Below are 19,606 nucleotides of genomic sequence, written 5' to 3' on the forward strand. Positions count from 1 at the left end.
CGATTCCACCAACGGTCTCGACTACCACGCACTCAATGCCATGCTCAACCTGTACGGCGCCAACGGTGAGATCCAGTTCGAGATGGATGTCGCTGCAGCCCGTCAGTACTTCTTGCAGCACGTCAACCAGAACACCGTGTTCTTCCACAACCTCGACGAGAAGCTGGACTACCTCGTCGAGGAAAACTATTACGAGCCCGAGGTTCTCGATCAGTACTCACGTACTTTCGTGAAGTTCCTGATCGATCACGCGTACGCCAAGAAGTTCCGCTTCCCGACGTTCCTGGGTGCATTCAAGTACTACACCTCCTACACGCTCAAGACCTTCGACGGTAAGCGCTACCTCGAGCGTTTCGAAGATCGTGTCTGCATGGTTGCGCTCACCCTGGCCGCAGGCAACGAAGACCTGGCCGTCGAACTCGTCGACGAGATCATCGCCGGACGCTTCCAGCCCGCCACCCCGACGTTCCTGAACTCGGGCAAGAAGCAGCGCGGCGAGCCCGTGTCCTGCTTCCTGCTTCGTATCGAAGACAACATGGAGTCCATCGGTCGCTCCATCAACTCGGCACTGCAGCTGTCCAAGCGTGGTGGCGGAGTTGCCTTGCTGCTCACCAATGTTCGTGAGCACGGCGCACCGATCAAGAAGATCGAGAACCAGAGTTCGGGTGTCATCCCGATCATGAAGCTTCTCGAGGACTCGTTCTCCTACGCCAACCAGTTGGGCGCGCGTCAGGGCGCCGGCGCCGTGTACCTGCATGCGCACCACCCCGACATCTACCGCTTCCTCGACACCAAGCGTGAGAACGCCGACGAGAAGATCCGCATCAAGACGCTCTCTCTCGGCGTCGTGATCCCGGACATCACTTTCGAACTGGCGAAGAAGAACGAGGACATGTACCTGTTCTCGCCGTACGACGTCGAGCGCATCTACGGAGTTCCGTTCTCCGACATCAACGTCTCCGAGAAGTACTACGAGATGGTCGACGACAAGCGAATTCGCAAGTCCAAGATCAAGGCTCGCGAGTTCTTCCAGACCGTCGCCGAATTGCAGTTCGAATCGGGCTACCCCTACATCATGTTCGAGGACACGGTGAACCGGGCAAACCCGATCGAAGGCAAGATCACTCACTCGAACCTGTGCTCGGAGATCCTGCAGGTTTCGACGCCTTCGCTGTTCAACGACGACCTGTCCTACTCGAAGGTCGGCAAGGACATCTCCTGCAACCTGGGTTCGCTGAACATCGCGAAGACCATGGACTCGCCCGACTTCGCGAAGACCATCGAAGTGTCGATCCGCGGATTGACGGCAGTGTCCGACCAGACACACATCTACTCGGTGCCGTCGATCGAGCAGGGCAACAACGACTCTCACGCCATCGGCCTCGGTCAGATGAACCTGCACGGATACCTCGCTCGTGAGCGGATCTTCTACGGCAGCGAAGAAGGCATCGACTTCACGAACATCTACTTCTACACCGTGCTGTTCCACGCACTGCGTGCGTCGAACAAGATCGCCATCGAGCGCGGCTCGTACTTCAAGGGTTTCCCGGAGTCGAAGTACGCCTCGGGTGAATTCTTCGACAAGTACACCGACCAGGTCTGGGAGCCTGCAACCGACAAGGTTCGCGGACTCTTCGCCGATGCGAAGCTGCACATCCCCACCCAGGACGACTGGCGTGAGCTGAAGGCTTCGGTTCAGAAGCACGGTATCTACAACCAGAACCTTCAGGCCGTCCCGCCGACCGGCTCGATCTCGTACATCAACTACTCCACCAGCTCTATCCACCCGGTGGCGTCGAAGATCGAGATCCGCAAGGAAGGCAAGATCGGTCGCGTCTACTACCCGGCGCCCTACCTGACCAACGACAACCTGGAGTACTACCAGGATGCCTACGAAATCGGGTACGAGAAGATCGTCGACACCTATGCTGCCGCAACGCAACACGTCGACCAGGGCCTGTCGCTGACGCTGTTCTTCAAGGACACCGCCACCACACGCGACATCAACAAGGCGCAGATCTACGCGTGGCGTAAGGGCATCAAGACGCTGTACTACATCCGTCTGCGTCAGATGGCACTCGAAGGCACCGAGGTCGAGGGCTGCGTTTCCTGCATGCTGTAGATCAACTCTGAGTTTCGTACCAGTGGGCGCGGGCACGCGCCTACTGGAACGAGAAAGAGCCCGGCTTGCGCTAACAAGCCGAGCTCTTCAACCCCGCGAGGCGGGGCTCCCTAGGATCGGGAAGCTCTTAGCCTATACGAGTTTGTCCTTGTGCCCACACAAGGCTCTGCGGGGTGCAGTTGGACCCTGAGGAGGTGAACGAACATGGCAAAGCGAGTACGAAGCGCGAAGACCGGTCGGTTCTTGCCGGCGTCGGCAGCGAAAAAATCGCCGAATACAACCGTGACCGAAACGGTTAAACGTCGGAAGTAGGTGGAAATCGAGACGTCGCGCAAGGCTTCGGCGATGTCGGCCACCGCGCCACGCGGTTAGTGCTAGGACGAATTTAGTACGAGTCCGTGAAGCGGTACGCTCCAACTATGTTCTGAGTGAGAATGGGGTGAGGCAAAACCTGCCTCACCCCATTCTCGTTCGAGTTTCTCGTCTTACGGTGTGCAAACGATGCGCATCCGCGAAGATTCAGATCGATACTCGACTGAAGACCACTAATTTCAGATCCACGATCCAATAAGGCAAGGGATGGAATGACTTCCTCACCTCACACCCCAGCCGGTGCCAGCCACACTAAGCTGGTCAGTCGCGTTTCCGCCATCAACTGGAATCGCGTCCAGGACGAGAAGGACGCCGAGGTGTGGGATCGCCTCGTCAGCAACTTCTGGCTGCCCGAAAAGGTGCCGGTCTCCAACGACATCCCGTCCTGGGGAACGCTGACCGCGCAGGAGCAGCAGCTCACCATGCGCGTCTTCACGGGCCTGACGCTGCTCGACACCATCCAGGGAACGGTCGGCGCCGTCAGCCTCATCCCGGACGCGATCACTCCCCACGAAGAAGCGGTGTACACCAACATCGCCTTCATGGAATCGGTGCACGCGAAGAGTTACAGCTCGATCTTCTCGACGCTGTGCTCCACCCCGGACATCGACGACGCGTTCCGCTGGTCGGAGGAGAACCCCAACCTGCAGCGCAAGGCGCAGATCGTTCTCGACTACTACAACGGCGAGTCGCCGCTCAAGCGCAAGGTCGCATCGACGCTCCTCGAGAGCTTCCTCTTCTACTCCGGCTTCTACCTGCCGATGTACTGGTCCTCGCGAGCCAAGCTCACCAACACCGCAGACCTCATCCGCCTCATCATCCGCGACGAGGCCGTGCACGGGTACTACATCGGCTACAAGTACCAGAAGGGCCTCGAACAGCTCACCGAGGCCGAGCGTGAAGAGCTCAAGAACTACACGTTCGAGCTGCTCTTCGAGCTCTACGAGAACGAGGTCGACTACACGCAGGACCTCTACGACGGCGTCGGCCTGACCGAGGATGTCAAGAAGTTCCTGCGCTACAACGCCAACAAGGCGCTCAACAATCTCGGCTACGAAGGCCTCTTCCCGAAGGACGAGACGGACGTCAATCCGGCTATCCTGTCGGCACTTTCACCGAATGCGGACGAGAATCACGACTTCTTCTCCGGCTCGGGAAGCTCCTACGTCATCGGCAAGGCAGTCAACACCGAAGACGACGACTGGGATTTCTAGAGCGACCTATATACCGAAGCCCGACTCCTGCACACGCGGGAATCGGGCTTCGGTCGTCGATGGGGGAGTGGGTCAGCGCAGAAACCACGCTTCCGGCTTGTCCAGCAATGCTTTTACGAGGCGCAGACGCGAGGTTTCCGTCATGTCCGACGGCAATTCGCTCGGCGCGAACCACGCGACCTCGAGGTTTTCGTCGTCCGCCACGTGTGCATCTCCGCCGGTCCACCTGGCCAGGAAGCAGACGTCGAGGTACTGGGTCACGTCACCATTGGGGTACGTAATGGGTTCTGTGACATCGACACTCGTGATCCGAATCAATTCGGCGTCGACGCCGGTTTCTTCCTTCGCCTCCCGCACCGCCGCCGCCGACGGTTCCTCTCCGGGCTCGAGAACGCCGGACACGACGGCCCACTGACCGTTGTCGGCGCGGCGGGTGAGCAGGACCCGGCCGTCGTCGTCGCGGATCACGACGCTCACGCCGGACAGCCAGAGCGGCGCATGACCGACCTTCTCGCGCAAAGCGACAATGAATTCCGGGATCGGCATGATCAGAACCCGACCGTCACAGTTGTGGCGAGCCGCCTCGAATGTGGGAGTAGTGGTTCGTTCCGGTCAGCTCGCATATCCGTTCAAGGTTCCCTTCAAGTCCGCCAATACGGCACGGGCGGCAGTCATCCCGTTTCCGTTCCAGATTTCGTCTTCAGCGACGAACACACGCCGGTCGGTGGCGGCGGCGAGGTCCTGCCACTGGTCGCTCTTCATGATCTCGGTGCCGTAGGTACGACCGTTCGGCCCGTCGAAGAGTACGTAGATCAAGTCACCTTCGGCGGCGCTGAGATCGTCGGCCGGAATCGGTGCTGTGGTCGCATCGGTCAATCGCTGCGCCGGTGGGCGCCGGACGCCGACGTCGCTGAGGATCTGTCCGGCGAAGGATGCGGGACCCTCGATCTGCAGGTCCTTCGAACCGAACCGAACCACTGATGCCTGCGTCTGTGATGCATTCAATGCGTCGCCGAGCTGCACGACGTCCTGCTGGTAGCGGTCCAGCTCCGTCGCAGCCGCGGACGAACGGCCAAGTGCCTGGCCGGCGAGGGCGAACTGCGCTTTCCAGTACACGGGATCCGCGCCGGCGAACACGGTGGGGGCAATGGCGTCGAGTTGCCCGTACAAACCGTCGGACGCCGGACTGGACCCGAGGATCAAGTCCGGCGCGGCGGCCTTCACGGCGTTGACGTCGGGTGCGCTCACGGGGCCGACGCTCGGAATCTCCGAGATGCCGAAACCGAGGTACGACGGTTGAGGCGAGTCGACACCGGTCGCGGCGCCCACTACCCGCTCCCACAGACCGAGGGCGCACACGGCGTCCATCGAGACGCTGTCGAGGACCACGATCCGTTGGGGATCGGAAGGAACCTCGGTTTCACCCGCAGTGTGTACGACTCGACGCTTCACCCCGGGGCCCGCTCCCGGGTCGGCTTGCGTCGGCGTCGGGCACGCGGTGGCGGTGTCGCGTTCGATACCCATCACGCCGGCACCGGCGATCGACGTAGTGGTCCGGACGATGGTGCTCGCGGGATCGTCCGACGAGTCGGACGAGCAACCACCGAGGACGAGCATCGTGGCGGCGATCCCCAGGATCGAGACACGACGAATGGACGTGCGGGCGGTCGTGCGTGAGAGAACAGACGTGCGTGAGAGAACAGACAAGTCGACGGCTTCCTGTGTGAGCGGGCGCCGTTCAGGTTAGCTGTTCGACTCAGCTGTTCTGCTTGTCCACCTCGAACGTGTCCGAGAGGTCGTCGAGGATCATGTGGGCGCCCTGGATGCTGACCGGCGACATCCAACGTGAATCGTCCACGTCGACCTTGCGTCCTCGAAGGGTCTGCCACAGCGGGCTCTCGAGGAACGGCTTCGCAGCTTCGGCGCTCTTGCCCTCGGCGTCCTGCCAGGTGCTGATGAAGATGACGTCCGCGTCGGCTTCGTTGATCAGCTCGGGGCTGATCTTCATCATGATGTTTCCGGCATCGGCGGGGTCAGGTCCCTGGTTGTCCGGGCGCTTCAATCCGGCGTCCTGGAGGACGATGCCGCTGAACGAGGTGGTGCGGTAGAGGCGTGCCGTCGGTTCACCGGCGAATCGGACTACCGAGATGACCGGGTTGTTCGCCTTCTCGTTGATTTCCTTGCCGACGATGGCTGCGCGGGTTTCGTACTCGGTGATCTTCGCCTCGGCCAGTGACTCCTTGCCCAGCGCTTGACCGACCAGGCGGATGTTGTCCTTCCACGTCGGGCCGGTCGTCTGAGTGAAGACGGTGGGTGCGATCGCGGACAGTTGTTCGTAGTTCTTCCCGTCGCGGACCTCGGCGGAGATGATGAGGTCTGGCTGCAGTGCGGCGATCTTCTCGAGGCTTGCACTGCTGACCGTGCCGACCGAGACGGCGTCCGCGGCGAATTCCTCCCGCGAGGATCCGAGGTAGTCGGGAAGACCGGGCTCGCGGTAGTCGACGTAGCCGACGAGCGGGGATTCGAGGAGAAGGACGGCGTCGGTGAAGCTGTTGTCGAGCGCGACGATCCGCTGGGGTGCTGCCGGGATTTCGGTGCTTCCACGGAAGTGTTCGATCGTGCGGGGGAATGCGCCCGACTCGGTCGAGGTGGTGGTTGCAGCGGGCTCGTCGTTACTCGAGCAGGCTGGAACGACCAAGGCGATCGAGGCTGCGACGGCTACCAGCGCGGCGCGGCGGGGAAAGAATTTCACTGAATACTCCTGAGGTGAGTTAGGCGAGGGTGACCTTATCAGTGGAGGAGATGGCCGAAAACGGACACCGGCCGAATTCTTCGACGGGTACGACACGCCGATTCGGATGTGGGTTCGGACTCCCGAGGGAACATAAACCGCAGGTCGTTCGTTTGGTGCCCCCAAAAACGGATGCTCGAGTACGACGCAGAGTAGGACCGGGTCGCGGTGCCTCGGAGTCACGGTCTACGATTCGATGAGCGCAAGCCAGAAGCCGTTGTCCGCAGCCCGGGCGACGGACCCTGCGGGCGCAACCAAGGGCTCTTTGACGGAGTCTGCGGAGCGACCAAAGGCACATTCAGGAGGATCAGTGACTGCCGTAGCGCCCCAGCCAGTCCCCACGATAGCGCCGGCCAGGCCTTACCCGCCGCGGCAGGGACCCAAGGGCTCATTCATTTTCAAGATGATCACGACCACCGATCCCAAGGTGCTCGGAATCATGTACTTGGCGACTTCCATCGCCTTCTTCCTCATCGGTGGCCTCATGGCACTGATGATGCGTGCCGAACTTGCTGTACCCGGCATGCAGTTCCTTTCCAACGAACAGTTCAACCAGCTGTTCACCATGCACGGCACGATCATGCTGCTGCTGTACGCGACCCCGATCGTCTTCGGCTTCGCGAACTACATTCTTCCGCTCCAGATCGGTGCACCCGACGTCGCGTTCCCGCGTCTGAACGCGTTCAGCTACTGGCTGTACCTGTTCGGCGCGATCATCACGACGGCCGGATTCGTCACGCCCGGTGGCGCAGCAGACTTCGGTTGGACGGCATACACGCCGCTGACCAGCGCGCTGCACAGCCCCGGCGTCGGCGCCGACCTGTGGGTCTTGGGTCTGGCTGTCGCCGGCCTCGGCACCATCCTCGGTGGCGTCAACATGGTCACCACCGTGATTTGCCTGCGCGCACCCGGTATGACCATGTTCCGCATGCCGATCTTCACCTGGAACATCTTCATCACCAGCATCCTGATCCTGCTGGCGTTCCCGCTGCTGACCGCTGCATTCATGGGCCTGTTCGTCGACCGCCATCTCGGTGGACACATCTTCGACCCGGCAACGGGCGGTGTGCTGCTGTGGCAGCACCTGTTCTGGTTCTTCGGTCACCCCGAGGTGTACATCATCGCGCTGCCGTTCTTCGGCATCGTCTCGGAGATCTTCCCGGTCTTCAGCCGTAAGCCGATCTTCGGCTACAGCGGCCTGGTGTACGCAACGTTGGCCATCGCCGCTCTGTCGATCGCAGTGTGGGCTCACCACATGTACGCGACCGGCGCTGTTCTCCTGCCCTACTTCTCGTTCATGACGTTCCTGATCGCCGTGCCGACAGGTGTGAAGATCTTCAACTGGATCGGCACGATGTGGAAGGGGCAATTGACCTTCGAATCGCCGATGCTGTTCTCGATCGGCTTCCTGATCACCTTCCTCTTCGGTGGTCTGTCGGGCGTCATCCTCGCGAGCCCGCCGCTCGACTTCCACGTCACGGACAGCTACTTCGTCGTCGCCCACTTCCACTACGTGGTCTTCGGTACGGTCGTGTTCGCCACGTACGCCGGTATCTACTTCTGGTTCCCGAAGATGACCGGCCGCATGATGGACGAGCGCCTCGGCAAGTGGCACTTCTGGACCACGTTCGTCGGCTTCCACGGCACGTTCCTCGTCCAGCACTGGCTCGGTGCCGAAGGTATGCCGCGTCGTTACGCCGACTACCTGCCCTCGGACGGGTTCACGGTGCTGAACTCGGTGTCCACGATCTTCGCGTTCGTACTCGGTGCCTCGACGCTCCCGTTCATCTGGAACGTCTTCAAGAGTTACCGCTACGGCGAAGTGGTCACCGTCGACGATCCGTGGGGCTACGGAAACTCGCTCGAGTGGGCGACAACCTGCCCGCCGCCGCGTCACAACTTCACCGAGTTGCCGCGCATCCGCAGCGAGCGTCCGGCCTTCGAGCTGCACTACCCGCACATGGTGGAGCGAATGCGCGCAGAAGCGCACGTCGGCCCCGGTCACGGTGGGAAGAACGCCAGCACCGTGCTCGAAGATGCTCGTCACGAGCCGCTCACAGTCGGGGACGAAGGCGACCCCGGCACCGACAGCCGCTCCTGAGCGAAGTAACACACTGAAGTAATCAGCGAAGGCCCCGCCCGAGTAACGGGTGGGGCCTTTCGCTTGGCACAATAGTGACGATCAAGACGCGAACGAAGAAACGATCGGAGTTTTCGGTGGGTGCCTCTGACACCACTGTTCTGGTGACTGTGACCGGGCCGGACCGCCCTGGCGTCACCTCGGTACTGTTCGCGGCGCTGTCGCGGCACGATGTGCGTCTGCTCGACGTGGAGCAGGTGGTGATTCGAGGTCGACTGACACTCGGCGTCATGGTGGCCTGCCCGAACGATCCCGAAGCCCTTCAGGAAGAGCTCGAACAGGCGATGGCGACGGTCGGAATGAACGTCGACATCGAAATCGGTGCCGATCCAGGTCGACCTGCAGTGTCCACTCACGCGGTCGTTGTTCTCGGCAGCCCCGTCAATGCCCGCGCAATGCGCTCGGTAGCACGCGAACTCGCGAAGCAGGGCGCCAACATCGACTCCATCCGTGGTGTCGCCGACTATCCGGTCACCGGCCTCGAACTCAGCGTCAGCGCAGCCGATACTGTCGACGGCGACGCGAAGCTGCGTACCGGACTCGCCGAGGTCGCCGCTCTCGAAAACGTCGACATCGCAGTCGAGCGCGCAGGACTGGCTCGCCGGGCCAAGCGTCTGATCGTGTTCGACGTGGACTCGACGCTCGTACAGGGCGAGGTCATCGAGATGCTCGCCGCGAAGGCCGGCGTCGAGGACGAGGTCCGCGCCGTCACCGAAGCTGCGATGCGCGGCGAGATCGACTTCACCGAATCACTGCACCAGCGTGTGGCGACACTCGCCGGTCTCGACGCGTCCGTCATCGACGAGGTGGCAGAGAGCATCGAACTGACGCCGGGGGCGCGCACCACGATTCGCACCCTGCGCCGCCTCGGATTCCACTGCGGCGTGGTGTCCGGCGGTTTCCGCCAGGTCATCGAAGGCCTCGCACACGAACTCGAACTGGACTTCGTGCACGCCAACACCCTCGAGATCGTCGACGGCAAGCTGACCGGACGTGTGATCGGTGAAATCGTCGACCGCGCCGCGAAGGCCGTTGCGCTGCGCAAGTTCGCCGATCAGGTCGGTGTGCCGATGGAACAGACTGTCGCCGTCGGTGACGGTGCCAACGACATCGACATGCTCAACGCCGCGGGACTGGGTGTGGCGTTCAACGCCAAGCCCGCGTTGCGGGAGGTCGCGGACGCGGCTTTGTCGCATCCCTTCCTCGATGCTGTGCTGTTCATTCTCGGTGTGACCCGCGACGAGGTCGAGGCTGCGGACGCCGTCGACGGTGGCGTACGACGCGTACCGATTCCATGAGTTCCGATCCAGCAGTCAGTTCCGATCCCGATTCTCGCTGGCGCGAGCGCCACGCGGTGTTGGCCGCTGGGTACGGTGGGCGAGACGATCCCGCGGATCCGGCACTGGTGTTGGCGATGCCGATCATTCTCCACATCCCGAAGGCAGACCCGCCGAAGCGCACTGCACTGCTCGAGGCTGCCGCAACGGCGGCAGTGGCGCTGTGCCTGGACGAACGCGTCGGGTTCACCGAAGACGGGGAGCCCGGCCCGTGGCACGAGGACTATTCGGCGTGGGTGGGTGCCCGGATCCGGAAAGTGTCTCGCCGAGCGCGTGGAGCCCAGTGGCTCGCCGCGCAAGAGGTACCGGGAATCACCGTCGACGTGGATGGTGCCCAGGCGCGGGCTCTGGTTCCCGGGCCGGTCGGAGAACTGGACCCGCGAATCAAGAAGTTGCAGATCGGTGGCACCGACCTGGAGCACGACGAGCCTGGCCAGCCCGAGCCCGGTCTTCCGGTGCTGTGGATCGACTCGGAGCTCGAGATGACGGTAGGCAAGGCGTCGGCACAGGTAGGGCATGCCTCGATGTTGTTGGCAGCGGCCATGTCCGAGAAACAGTGCTGGGCATGGGCGCAGAACGACTTTCGTTGCTCGGTACGCGACGCAAGTTCGAAACAGTGGGCCGAGGCAGTAGATCGATTGAAGCGGTCGGAGGCTGTCGCGGTTCGCGACGCAGGGTTCACGGAAGTGGCACCAGGCTCCATGACAGTCATCGCGGTTCCGTAGAGACCTAACCGACCAGTCCAGTATCGACAACTTGGCTATGGATGAACAGTCCAGTGGCCTTCAAGATAGTCGAGTGTTGATACGGAGATTCGCCTCGCTGTTCGTTGGTCTGTGGTTGTACGGCTTCTCGATGGCCATGATGATCACAGCCGGCCTCGGACTGGACCCCTGGGATGTGTTCCATCAGGGCGTGGCCGAGCATGTTTCGCTGAGTTTCGGCGTGATCACTGCGATTACCGGTGCGGTGGTACTGCTGCTCTGGATTCCGATCCGTCAGCGGCCAGGGTTCGGCACGGTCGCCAATGTCGTGGTCATTGCAATCTCGGTGGATACTTCACTGGCCTTCTTGCCGGTCTTTGATTCCATGCCAGTTCGCGCCGCGATCATGGTCGCGGGAATCCTCCTCAACGGACTGGCCAGCGTTCTCTACATCGGGGCAGGCATGGGGCCGGGTCCCCGCGACGGGTTGATGACAGGACTGGTGGCGCGCACCGGCTTGTCGGTCAGGCTCGTGCGTACCAGCATCGAAATCGCGGTCCTCGCTACCGGATGGCTCCTCGGTGGAACGGTTGGCGTCGGAACAGTGTTGTACGCCTTCGGGATCGGGCCGACCATTCAATTACTGATCAAGGTGCTGCCGGATTCCATGACAGCAGCGGTTACCGGCGGACGTGTCACGGAACGTAAGGCCAAGACCGTGGGTCCGGTCAATGAGATCTCCGTGCCGACGGGAACTTCGGCCGTGGAGGCAGGTTCTCCGGTCGGTGACGCCGAATCGAACGATGCAGTCAATGTGCCGTCGAACCATTCCGGAGTGCCGACGGTGACCTGAACCGGTCCACCGGAATGCAGGATCAGGAGCCAACTGTCGTCACCGAGTGGGCGCCCGGTCCGAGTGTGAGACCGAACGTCGGCTCCGTCGATCCAGGCCTGCAGCGTTCGGTGACTCTCGTCGTACCATGCGGTGTCGTCGAACTCGACGCCGGCAGCGTCGAACCAGACGAGGTCCGGGTGCTCCAGTCTTCTTCTGCCTTCGAAGAATTCGGGCTGACGCAACGCCGGTGCCGCTCGGCGTAATCCGAACGCTCGGGAGACGAACTGCACCAATGACTGATCGGCCGCCGTCCAGTCCAGGGCCCACGAATCGGCTGGGGAGGCAAGTGTGGGAACACAATACGCGTTGTTGTTTCCGCCGAGACTGTGGCCGAACTCGTCTCCGGCGGTGAGCATCGGTGTGCCTGTCGACAGCACGAGCGTGGCCAGTAGCGCCCGTACATGACGTGCCCTGGCGTCCTGAATCTCGGGATCGGTGCTGGGGCCTTCGATTCCGTGGTTGAACGAATCGTTGTGATCGGCGCCGTCACGATTGTCTTCACCGTTGGCTTCGTTGTGCTTGTGGTTGTACGCGACCAGATCGGCGGCGGTGAACCCGTCGTGCGCTGTGACGAAGTTGATCGACGCCCATGGGCGACGGCCGCTGCCGGCAAAGATGTCCTCGGAACCGGCGAGGCGCGACGCGACCTTCCGGACGCTGGAGCCGCCGTTCCAGAACTGGCGAATGGTGCTGCGGTACTTGTCGTTCCATTCCGACCATTGGAGTCCGAAGTTTCCGACCTGGTAACCGTCGGCAGTGGCATCCCACGGTTCGGCGATGAGCTTGCACCGGGTCAGTACGGGATCGGAGGAGATGGCCGACAGGATGGACGCCCGCTGGTCGAAGCCGCCGCCGCGCGGTCTACCCAACGCGCTCGCGAGATCGAATCGGAAGCCGTCGACACCCATTTCGGTGGCCCAGTAGCGGAGGCTGTCGGTGATCATGCGGACGGCGATGGGGGAGCAGGCGTCGACCGTGTTGCCGCACCCGGTCAGGTCGATGTCGCGGCCGTCGCCGTCGAGAAGGTAGTAGCCGGGGCCGTCCAAACCTCGCCAGCTGACGCTGATTCCATCGACACTCTGCTCGCAGGTGTGGTTGTAGACGACGTCGAGGATGACCTCGATGCCTGCCGCGTGTAGTGCGTCGACCATGATCCGGAACTCGGTGACTTCGCCGCCCGGAGTTGCCGCGTATCCGGGATGCGGGGCGAAGTACGACGCCGTCGAGTATCCCCAGTGGTTGCGCATCCCTCGCTCGCGGACGCTCTGTTCGGTCAGAAACGCCTGTACGGGAAGCAGTTCCACGGCGGTGACGCCGAGTGAGACGAGGTGATCGATCACGGCCGGTGCCGTCAGGCCGAGGTACGTTCCGCGGTGGGCGGCGGGTACTCCTGGATGACTGGCGGTGTACGCGCCCACATGCAGTTCGTAGATCACGCTTTCCTCCCACGGCGTCTCGAGGCGGGCTCCGGCGGGCACGAGGCCGGGAGTCACCACGGACAGCGGCACGTGGCCGAGCGAGTCGAGGGTAGACGGGTCGCCGAAAGGATCGTCGGCGTACGACAGGAGGGCACGGTGGTCACCGAGTTCCCCCTCGATGCGGCACGCCCACGGATCGATGAGCAGCTTGTGTGGGTTCAGTCTCAGTCCGGCGCGCGGATTCCACGGGCCGCTTGCCCGAATTCCGTATCGCTGCCCCGCACCGATCCCGGCGATGATCCCGTGCCAGATTCCGTACGTGTGTTGCCGGAGTTCGACGCGATCTTCGTTTCCGTCCTGGTCGATCAGGCAGATCTGGACGCTCGACGCAGCTGGTGCGTGGACCGCGAACTGGGTTCCGGAGTCCACGATGTTGGCGCCGAGTGGGAACGGAGACCCGGGCGTCGGGGTGCGAGTTTCGATGAGAGGCGACACGCAAGATGATCCTGCCGTGAACGGCCGGAGAATGTGCGGGAAGATGTTCGGGTGCCGCTACCTGATCCAGATCTGCTCATCGATTTCGACAACGTACTCATCCGTCGGGGAGGGTCCACTCTGGTGGGGCCCGTCACCTGGAAAGTGGAGCTGGACGAGCGATGGGTGGTGCTCGGACCCAACGGTGCCGGCAAGACCTCGCTGCTGCGCATCGCGGCCGGTGAGACTTTCCCGACCAGTGGTTCTGCCCACCTCCTTGGCGAAGTTCTCGGCAAGGTCGACGTCAACGAGTTGCGCCCGCGAATCGGTTTGTCCTCGTCGTCGTTGGCGAACCGCGTGCCCGGCGACGAGAAGGTCAGCGACCTAGTCGTGTCGGCGGGCTACGCCGTTCTCGGTCGGTGGCGCGAGGAGTACGAATCCATGGACACCTCGCGCGCTGTGGAGATGCTCGAAAGCCTCGGCGCCGAGCACCTGGCGGATCGCACGTACGGGACGCTTTCCGAAGGCGAGCGCAAGCGCGTCCTCATTGCGCGAGCCTTGATGACCGATCCCGAACTTCTTCTCCTGGACGAGCCCGCCGCCGGGCTCGATCTCGGTGGACGTGAGGAACTTGTGGCCAGACTCGCCGAACTGGCTGCCGATCCGGACGCCCCGGCTACCGTTCTGATCACCCATCACGTCGAGGAGATCCCGCCGGGATTCACTCACGCACTCCTTCTCAAGGAAGGTGAGGTCGTCTCTCAGGGCCTTCTGGACGACGTCATCACCGCCGAAAATCTGAGCGCGGCATTCAGCCAGTCCATCAGCCTCGACAAGGCGGACGGCCGATACTTCGCGCGCCGCGCGAGGCCGTCCGGAGCTCATCGCGCGTGAGCTTCAGTGGGACCTGAAATGCGTTCCAGATCACAGATCGCGTAGGTTCGCGAAGCATGGCTAACGAGAATGCAAACGCTGTCCCCGAGCCCAAGGATGCGTCGACCGTCATCTTGGTGCGCGATGCCGAATCCGGGATCGAGATCTTCCTGCTTCAACGAGTACAGGGGATGGCGTTTGCCGGGGGCATGACAGTCTTCCCCGGCGGCGGCGTCGACAAGTCCGATGCGACGGCAGAGGTCGAGTGGGCCGGACCGTCTGTCGAGTGGTGGGCCGAGCGGTTCAGCACGGACGTGGCTCGGGCGAAGGCTCTCGTCTTGGCTGCGGTGCGGGAAACGTTCGAGGAGTGCGGCGTCCTACTCGCCGGACCGACCGCGGACACCGTCGTCGCGGACACGGCCGGCTACGCACAGGACCGAGTAGCTCTCGAAAAGCACGAGCTGTCGTTCAGCGATTTCCTGAAGAAGGAGAACCTGGTCCTGCGAACGGATCTGCTGCGGCCGTGGGCGAACTGGATCACGCCGGTGGGCGAGACCCGCCGCTACGACACGCGCTTCTTCGTCGCAGCGTCACCGACCGGACAGATCGCGGACGGGGTCACCTCCGAGGCCGCCGAGGTGCGTTGGCAGAGCCCGCAGGACGCGCTGGCGCATTGGCGGGAGGGTGGCAGCATCCTGTTGCCGCCGACGTGGAGTCAGCTGACCGAATTGGCCAAGTTCAGTTCGGTGGCGGAGATACTCGCAGCCGAGCCGGAGATTCCCGTCATCCTGCCTACGTTGATCACCGACGAGGAGACTCTGCGCGTCGAGTTCCCGAATCAGGACGGTTACTACGTCGCCGGGCCGCATCCGTGGTCGGTCAAGGCGGCAAAGTAACCTCTCGATCATGGCTGAATTTGTGACTCTCGAGGTTTCCGAAGGCATCGGCACCATCCGTCTGGCGCGCCCGCCCATGAACGCTCTGAACCGTCAGGTCCAGGACGAGTTGGCTGCTGCCGCACACGCTGCGACCGTCGACAAGGCAGTCAAGGCCGTCATCGTCTACGGCGGCGAGAAAGTCTTCGCAGCAGGTGCCGACGTCAAGGAAATGGCCGAGATGGATTACGGCCAGATCCGTGACGCCATCGGTGGCATGCAGGCCGGGCTCGGCGCCGTGGCGTCCATCCCGAAGCCGACCGTTGCCGCGATCACCGGATACGCACTCGGTGGCGGACTCGAAGTTGCACTCTCGGCCGATCGCCGGATCGTTGGAGACAACGCCAAGCTCGGAGTTCCGGAGATTCTGCTCGGAATCATTCCCGGTGGCGGCGGAACGCAGCGCCTGGCTCGTCTGATCGGACCGGCCAAGGCCAAGGATCTGGTCTTCACCGGCCGTTTCGTCGGGGCTGACGAGGCGTTGGCCATCGGTTTGGTCGACGAGGTCGTCGCTCCCGACGACGTGTACACCGCCGCTCGCACGTGGGCCTCGCAGTTCGTCGGGGGAGCGTCACGTGCGTTGGCTGCTGCCAAGGCAGCCATCGACGAGGGTCTGAACACCGACCTGGAATCCGGGCTCAAGATCGAGCAGCATCTGTTCGCCGGATTGTTCGCGACCAAGGATCAGGCGATCGGCATGGAGTCGTTCATCGCCAACGGTCCGGGCAAGGCCGAGTTCACGGGCGAGTAGGCTCCCCTAAACTAGAACTTGTTCATCTCTTACCAGCGAGTAGGATAGCCGCCATGACAGCCAGCCCGAATGACGACGCAACCGTCACGCCGCCCGCCGCTACCGACACCTCGGTAGTCGACCCCGCGCCGCGGCCGCACGCCACGGCCGAAGAGGTCGAGGCCGCTCGTAAGGACACCAAGCTCGCCCAGGTGCTCTACCACGACTGGGAAGCCGAAACCTACGACGACAAGTGGTCCATCTCGTACGACGAGCGCTGCATCGACTACGCACGTGGTCGTTTCGACGCCGTCGCGGGCGATCAGCCGCTCCCGTACGAGCGCGCCCTCGAACTGGGTTGCGGCACCGGATTCTTCCTCCTGAACCTGATGCAGGGTGGAGTCGCCAAGACCGGTTCGGTCACCGACCTCTCGCCCGGCATGGTCAAGGTCGCACTGCGCAATGCAGAAAGCCTCGGCCTTCCGGTCGACGGCCGTGTTGCCGATGCCGAGACCATTCCGTACGAGGACAACACCTTCGACCTGGTCGTCGGCCACGCCGTGCTGCACCACATTCCCGACGTCGAGAAGTCGCTGCGCGAGGTCCTTCGTGTCCTCAAGCCCGGCGGCCGTTTCGTCTTCGCCGGTGAGCCCACGACTGTCGGTAACTTCTACGCCCGCTGGCTTGGCCGCGCGACGTGGGAAGCAACCACACGCGTGACCAAGCTGCCGTTCCTGGCAGATTGGCGTCGCCCGCAGGAAGAGCTCGACGAGTCCTCTCGCGCAGCAGCGCTCGAAGCAGTCGTCGACATCCACACGTTCGACCCCACCGACCTCGAGAACATGGCGAAGTCCGCGGGAGCCGATCAGGTCCACGCTGCCACCGAGGAATTCGCCGCGGCGCTTCTCGGATGGCCGGTCCGTACCTTCGAAGCAGCTGTTCCGCCGGAGAAGCTCGGTTGGGGCTGGGGACGTTTCGCTTTCGGTGGTTGGAAGACGCTCAGCTGGGTCGACGAGAAGGTGCTCCGCCACGTCGTTCCTCGCGGATTCTTCTACAACGTCATGATCACCGGCGTGAAGCCCGGCAACTGAATTGGGTTATGACTTCACCCTCGGCGACGTCGACTATCTCGGAAGTGATTCCGGCGTAGCTGCCTTGGCCGAGGTGGATCAGCTCGAACTGTCCACGCGTACGCGTCTGGCCGACATCGGCCGGGCGCGTACGCGTTTCGGTGATCACATGCCTGCGCTCGTGGACACCGTCCTGCTTCGACGCAAGGCCGTTACGAAACTGCCCGGCAGTGATCAGTGGTTGTTCACGGACGACGCGATGCAGCAGGCCACTCCCGGTGTTGTGGCGGCGCACCGCGCGCAGCGTCTGATCGGGCGCGACGTCCACGACGTGACGTGCTCAATCGGCGCCGAACTGCATGCCTTGACCGGAGTTGCGCATCGCGTGATCGGCAGCGACATCGATTCCGTTCGCCTGGCGATGGCACAGCGCAATGTGCCGAGCGCAGCGTTGTTGCGGGCCGACGCGCTCCGCCCGACGACACGCGACACCGTCGTACTGGCGGACCCCGCCCGGCGATCGGGCGGTCGCCGCACTCACGATCCGGCAGCGTTGATGCCACCTCTACCGGACCTCATCGAGGCGTACTCCGGCCGTGATCTCGCGGTGAAGTGTGCTCCCGGACTCGATTTCGACAATCTGGGCTGGGACGGGGAAGTCGAGGTCGTCTCGCTCGACGGCGGCGTCAAGGAAGCATGCCTGTGGTCGACGGGACTGGCCGAGTCCGGCGTCACGCGTCGAGCTTCGGTGCTTCGCTCCGACGGGAGCGGGTGGGCGATCACCGACGCCGAGGACGACGTGATTCCGGAGCAAGCTCCGGGGGAGTGGATCATCGACCCGGACGGAGCGGTAGTGCGCGCAGGCCTCGTGCGCCACTACGCGGCCAGACACGGCCTCTGGCAGCTCGATCCACGCATCGCTTATCTGACCGGTGACAGCGTCCCTGAGGGAGTTCGCGGATTCCGGATCCTCGAGCAGATCAAGTACTCGGAGAAACTGCTCAAACAGACACTGTCCAAGCGGGACTGCGGTGTGGCCGAAATTTTGGTGCGAGGAGTCGACGTGGACCCGGCAGTGCTGCGTCCACGGCTCAAGCTCAAGGGCTCGCGTGCACTGAGCGTCGTGATCGTGCGGATCGGACGATCGGCGTCGGCCTTCATCTGTGAGGCGTCCCGCTAGCTCACTTGAAGACGAACAGCTCACCGATTGCGCTGGGCGTCAACACTTCGCCCTTGGGGCCGATCGAGGTGCCGACGGTGAAGCCGACTGCTCCCGGCAACGTGTCCTGATCCACCGTCTCACCGGTTTCGGTGTCGAAGGTGATCAGGCTCAGTCCGTTCTCACCCTCACGGACGACGGTGTATCCGGTGTTGCCGGCGGTCTGCGCCGGAACACCCAGTTGCAGAAGGTCTTTACGTTCCCAGGCCAGTTCGGCGTGATCTCCCTCGTCGCGCACGGCAAGGAGGTGGCCCTTGTCGCCGCCGGCGGGAATGATCAAACCGTCGTCGGACGTCGAGGCACTACCGGCCGAGTTGAAGCCGATGTCGTAACTCCACCTGGTGTCACCGGTTTCGGCGTTCACTGCCCAGAGAGATCCGTTGTTGTCGGTGGCGTAGACGGTCTTGCCGTCCTTCGACAGGTCCGGGCTCGACGCCGTTCCACCGGGAAGCGCGTCGGTGGACCACTCGCGGGTGATGGACGGATTGTCGCCGCCCGTGTACTTCATGGCGACCAGATCGGCTGCCTGAGAACTGGGTCCGTAGAAGGTGAAGTAGAACTTGCCGGTGCCCAGGTCCACTGCCGGGGTATTGGCCACCGGGCAGCCGGACGTGCCGAGGAAGCACTCGTTCAAACCCTTGTTGTCGGGAATGAGTTCTGCATTTGCGCCTTGGTCGATCGACGGCGGCGGGATCAGGTCGAACGACGGAACCACTTTGGCACCGGTCTGCGGGTCGAGCACGTTGATCTGACCCAATTGGGTGATGAACAACAGGTTTCCGTCGCCGGTGAACTGCGACGAGAGAGGAGTGCCCACAACGAGCGTGCGCCAACGCAATTGACCCGTCTCGGTGAAGGACATCATCGCGCCGCTCTCGCCGACGTAGACATTGGTGGCCGTGTCGACGATGGGCGTCGAGGCGACGACTCCGTCGTTGAGTCGAGCGCACCACTTCTTGCGACCCGTATCCATCTGGAACGAGAAGAGATTGCAGCCGTTCTCGGTGCGGGCGGTGACGAAGCTCTGGCCGTTCGCGGCCACCGAGGCGTACGCGGCAACCGGACCGCCGAGAGGGCGTGACCATGCGAACTCGACATCGCGTGATCCGGTGACCGGGCTCGTGTCGCTGTTGCGGGCGTCGGCATGCATGGCCGGCCAACCCGCCGACGCGTACCGGTCCACCCGTCCGTCGTCGCTGCCGCAACCGGCGATCAGGGCCGCAGCGATCGCCGTCGACACCATCACGGACGACCGTAGGACCCGCCGCATCACAATCTCCCTGCCTTCACTTGATCAAGAGCCCTCGGTAAC

15 protein-coding genes and 1 pseudogene are annotated in these 19,606 nt (G+C 63.0%); 11 read left to right on the plus strand and 5 right to left on the minus strand.

The window, feature by feature from the left end:
* Positions 1-40: 40 nt before the first annotated feature.
* Together nrdE and nrdF are read left to right on the plus strand one after the other, a co-directional pair.
* Entirely contained in the window at positions 41-2,122 is a 2,082-nt protein-coding gene (gene nrdE, locus FEZ59_RS27785) for a class 1b ribonucleoside-diphosphate reductase subunit alpha (protein WP_228118113.1), read from the plus strand.
* 584 nt (positions 2,123-2,706) lie between these two features.
* On the plus strand, positions 2,707-3,708 hold the full coding sequence (gene nrdF, locus FEZ59_RS27790; RefSeq protein WP_134998802.1) for a class 1b ribonucleoside-diphosphate reductase subunit beta: 1,002 nt from the start codon (positions 2,707-2,709) through the stop codon (positions 3,706-3,708).
* Positions 3,709-3,780: 72 nt separating this feature from the next.
* On the opposite strand, the gene FEZ59_RS27795 is transcribed toward nrdF, so the two are convergent.
* The 3 genes from FEZ59_RS27795 to FEZ59_RS27805 form a co-directional block, all read right to left on the minus strand.
* A complete protein-coding gene (locus FEZ59_RS27795; RefSeq protein WP_134998803.1) occupies positions 3,781-4,254 on the minus strand; it encodes an NUDIX domain-containing protein in 474 nt (157 codons plus the stop codon).
* 66 nt (positions 4,255-4,320) lie between these two features.
* Entirely contained in the window at positions 4,321-5,415 is a 1,095-nt protein-coding gene (locus FEZ59_RS27800) for an iron-siderophore ABC transporter substrate-binding protein (RefSeq protein WP_020907233.1), read from the minus strand.
* A 49-nt stretch (positions 5,416-5,464) separates the two neighbouring features.
* Positions 5,465-6,460: an iron-siderophore ABC transporter substrate-binding protein gene (locus FEZ59_RS27805; protein ID WP_134998805.1), complete on the minus strand. Its 996-nt coding sequence runs from the start codon at positions 6,458-6,460 to the stop codon at positions 5,465-5,467.
* A 349-nt stretch (positions 6,461-6,809) separates the two neighbouring features.
* On the opposite strand from FEZ59_RS27805, the gene ctaD reads away from it, so the two are divergent.
* The 4 genes from ctaD (at position 6,810) to FEZ59_RS27825 (ending at position 11,533) form a co-directional block, all read left to right on the plus strand.
* A complete protein-coding gene (gene ctaD / locus FEZ59_RS27810) occupies positions 6,810-8,600 on the plus strand; it encodes a cytochrome c oxidase subunit I (RefSeq protein WP_020907234.1) in 1,791 nt (596 codons plus the stop codon).
* Between the two features lie 116 nt (positions 8,601-8,716).
* Positions 8,717-9,937: a phosphoserine phosphatase SerB gene (serB, locus tag FEZ59_RS27815; RefSeq protein ID WP_020969288.1), complete on the plus strand. Its 1,221-nt coding sequence runs from the start codon at positions 8,717-8,719 to the stop codon at positions 9,935-9,937.
* A complete protein-coding gene (locus tag FEZ59_RS27820) occupies positions 9,934-10,701 on the plus strand; it encodes a peptidyl-tRNA hydrolase (RefSeq protein WP_021333089.1) in 768 nt (255 codons plus the stop codon). Before serB ends, FEZ59_RS27820 begins: the two co-directional genes overlap by 4 nt.
* A 37-nt stretch (positions 10,702-10,738) precedes the next feature.
* Complete coding sequence (locus FEZ59_RS27825) at positions 10,739-11,533, plus strand: membrane protein (RefSeq protein ID WP_242459944.1); 795 nt, start codon at positions 10,739-10,741, stop codon at positions 11,531-11,533.
* Here the strand turns inward: FEZ59_RS27825 and glgX are convergent.
* Positions 11,446-13,488 (minus strand): annotated as a pseudogene (gene glgX / locus FEZ59_RS27830) (glycogen debranching protein GlgX); the annotation flags it as partial. The gene FEZ59_RS27825 and the pseudogene glgX sit on opposite strands and share 88 nt — an antisense overlap.
* A gap of 51 nt (positions 13,489-13,539) precedes the next feature.
* Here glgX and FEZ59_RS27835 point away from each other — a divergent pair.
* From FEZ59_RS27835 to FEZ59_RS27855, 5 genes are read left to right on the plus strand one after another with little or no spacing between them, the layout of a single operon-like run.
* Positions 13,540-14,361 (plus strand): ABC transporter ATP-binding protein, encoded by an 822-nt coding sequence (locus FEZ59_RS27835; RefSeq protein ID WP_003944728.1) that lies wholly within the window; start codon positions 13,540-13,542, stop codon positions 14,359-14,361.
* A 56-nt stretch (positions 14,362-14,417) separates the two neighbouring features.
* A complete protein-coding gene (locus FEZ59_RS27840; RefSeq protein ID WP_003944751.1) occupies positions 14,418-15,236 on the plus strand; it encodes an NUDIX domain-containing protein in 819 nt (272 codons plus the stop codon).
* Positions 15,237-15,246: 10 nt separating this feature from the next.
* Positions 15,247-16,026, plus strand: coding sequence for an enoyl-CoA hydratase-related protein (locus tag FEZ59_RS27845; RefSeq protein ID WP_003944701.1), 780 nt, complete (start codon positions 15,247-15,249; stop codon positions 16,024-16,026).
* A gap of 53 nt (positions 16,027-16,079) precedes the next feature.
* Positions 16,080-17,096, plus strand: coding sequence for a class I SAM-dependent methyltransferase (locus FEZ59_RS27850; protein WP_003944733.1), 1,017 nt, complete (start codon positions 16,080-16,082; stop codon positions 17,094-17,096).
* Position 17,097: 1 nt separating this feature from the next.
* Positions 17,098-18,255, plus strand: a complete 1,158-nt coding sequence (locus tag FEZ59_RS27855) for a hypothetical protein (RefSeq protein WP_021333084.1) — start codon at positions 17,098-17,100, stop codon at positions 18,253-18,255.
* Between the two features lies 1 nt (position 18,256).
* Here FEZ59_RS27855 and FEZ59_RS27860 read toward each other — a convergent pair whose 3' ends face one another.
* Positions 18,257-19,564: a PQQ-binding-like beta-propeller repeat protein gene (locus tag FEZ59_RS27860; RefSeq protein ID WP_007729417.1), complete on the minus strand. Its 1,308-nt coding sequence runs from the start codon at positions 19,562-19,564 to the stop codon at positions 18,257-18,259.
* Between the last annotated feature and the right edge of the window lie 42 nt (positions 19,565-19,606).

Origin of the sequence: Rhodococcus sp. MS13 (genome assembly GCF_013277835.1) — a bacterium.
In the GTDB taxonomy this organism is placed as follows: Bacteria; Actinomycetota; Actinomycetes; order Mycobacteriales; family Mycobacteriaceae; genus Rhodococcus_F; species Rhodococcus_F erythropolis.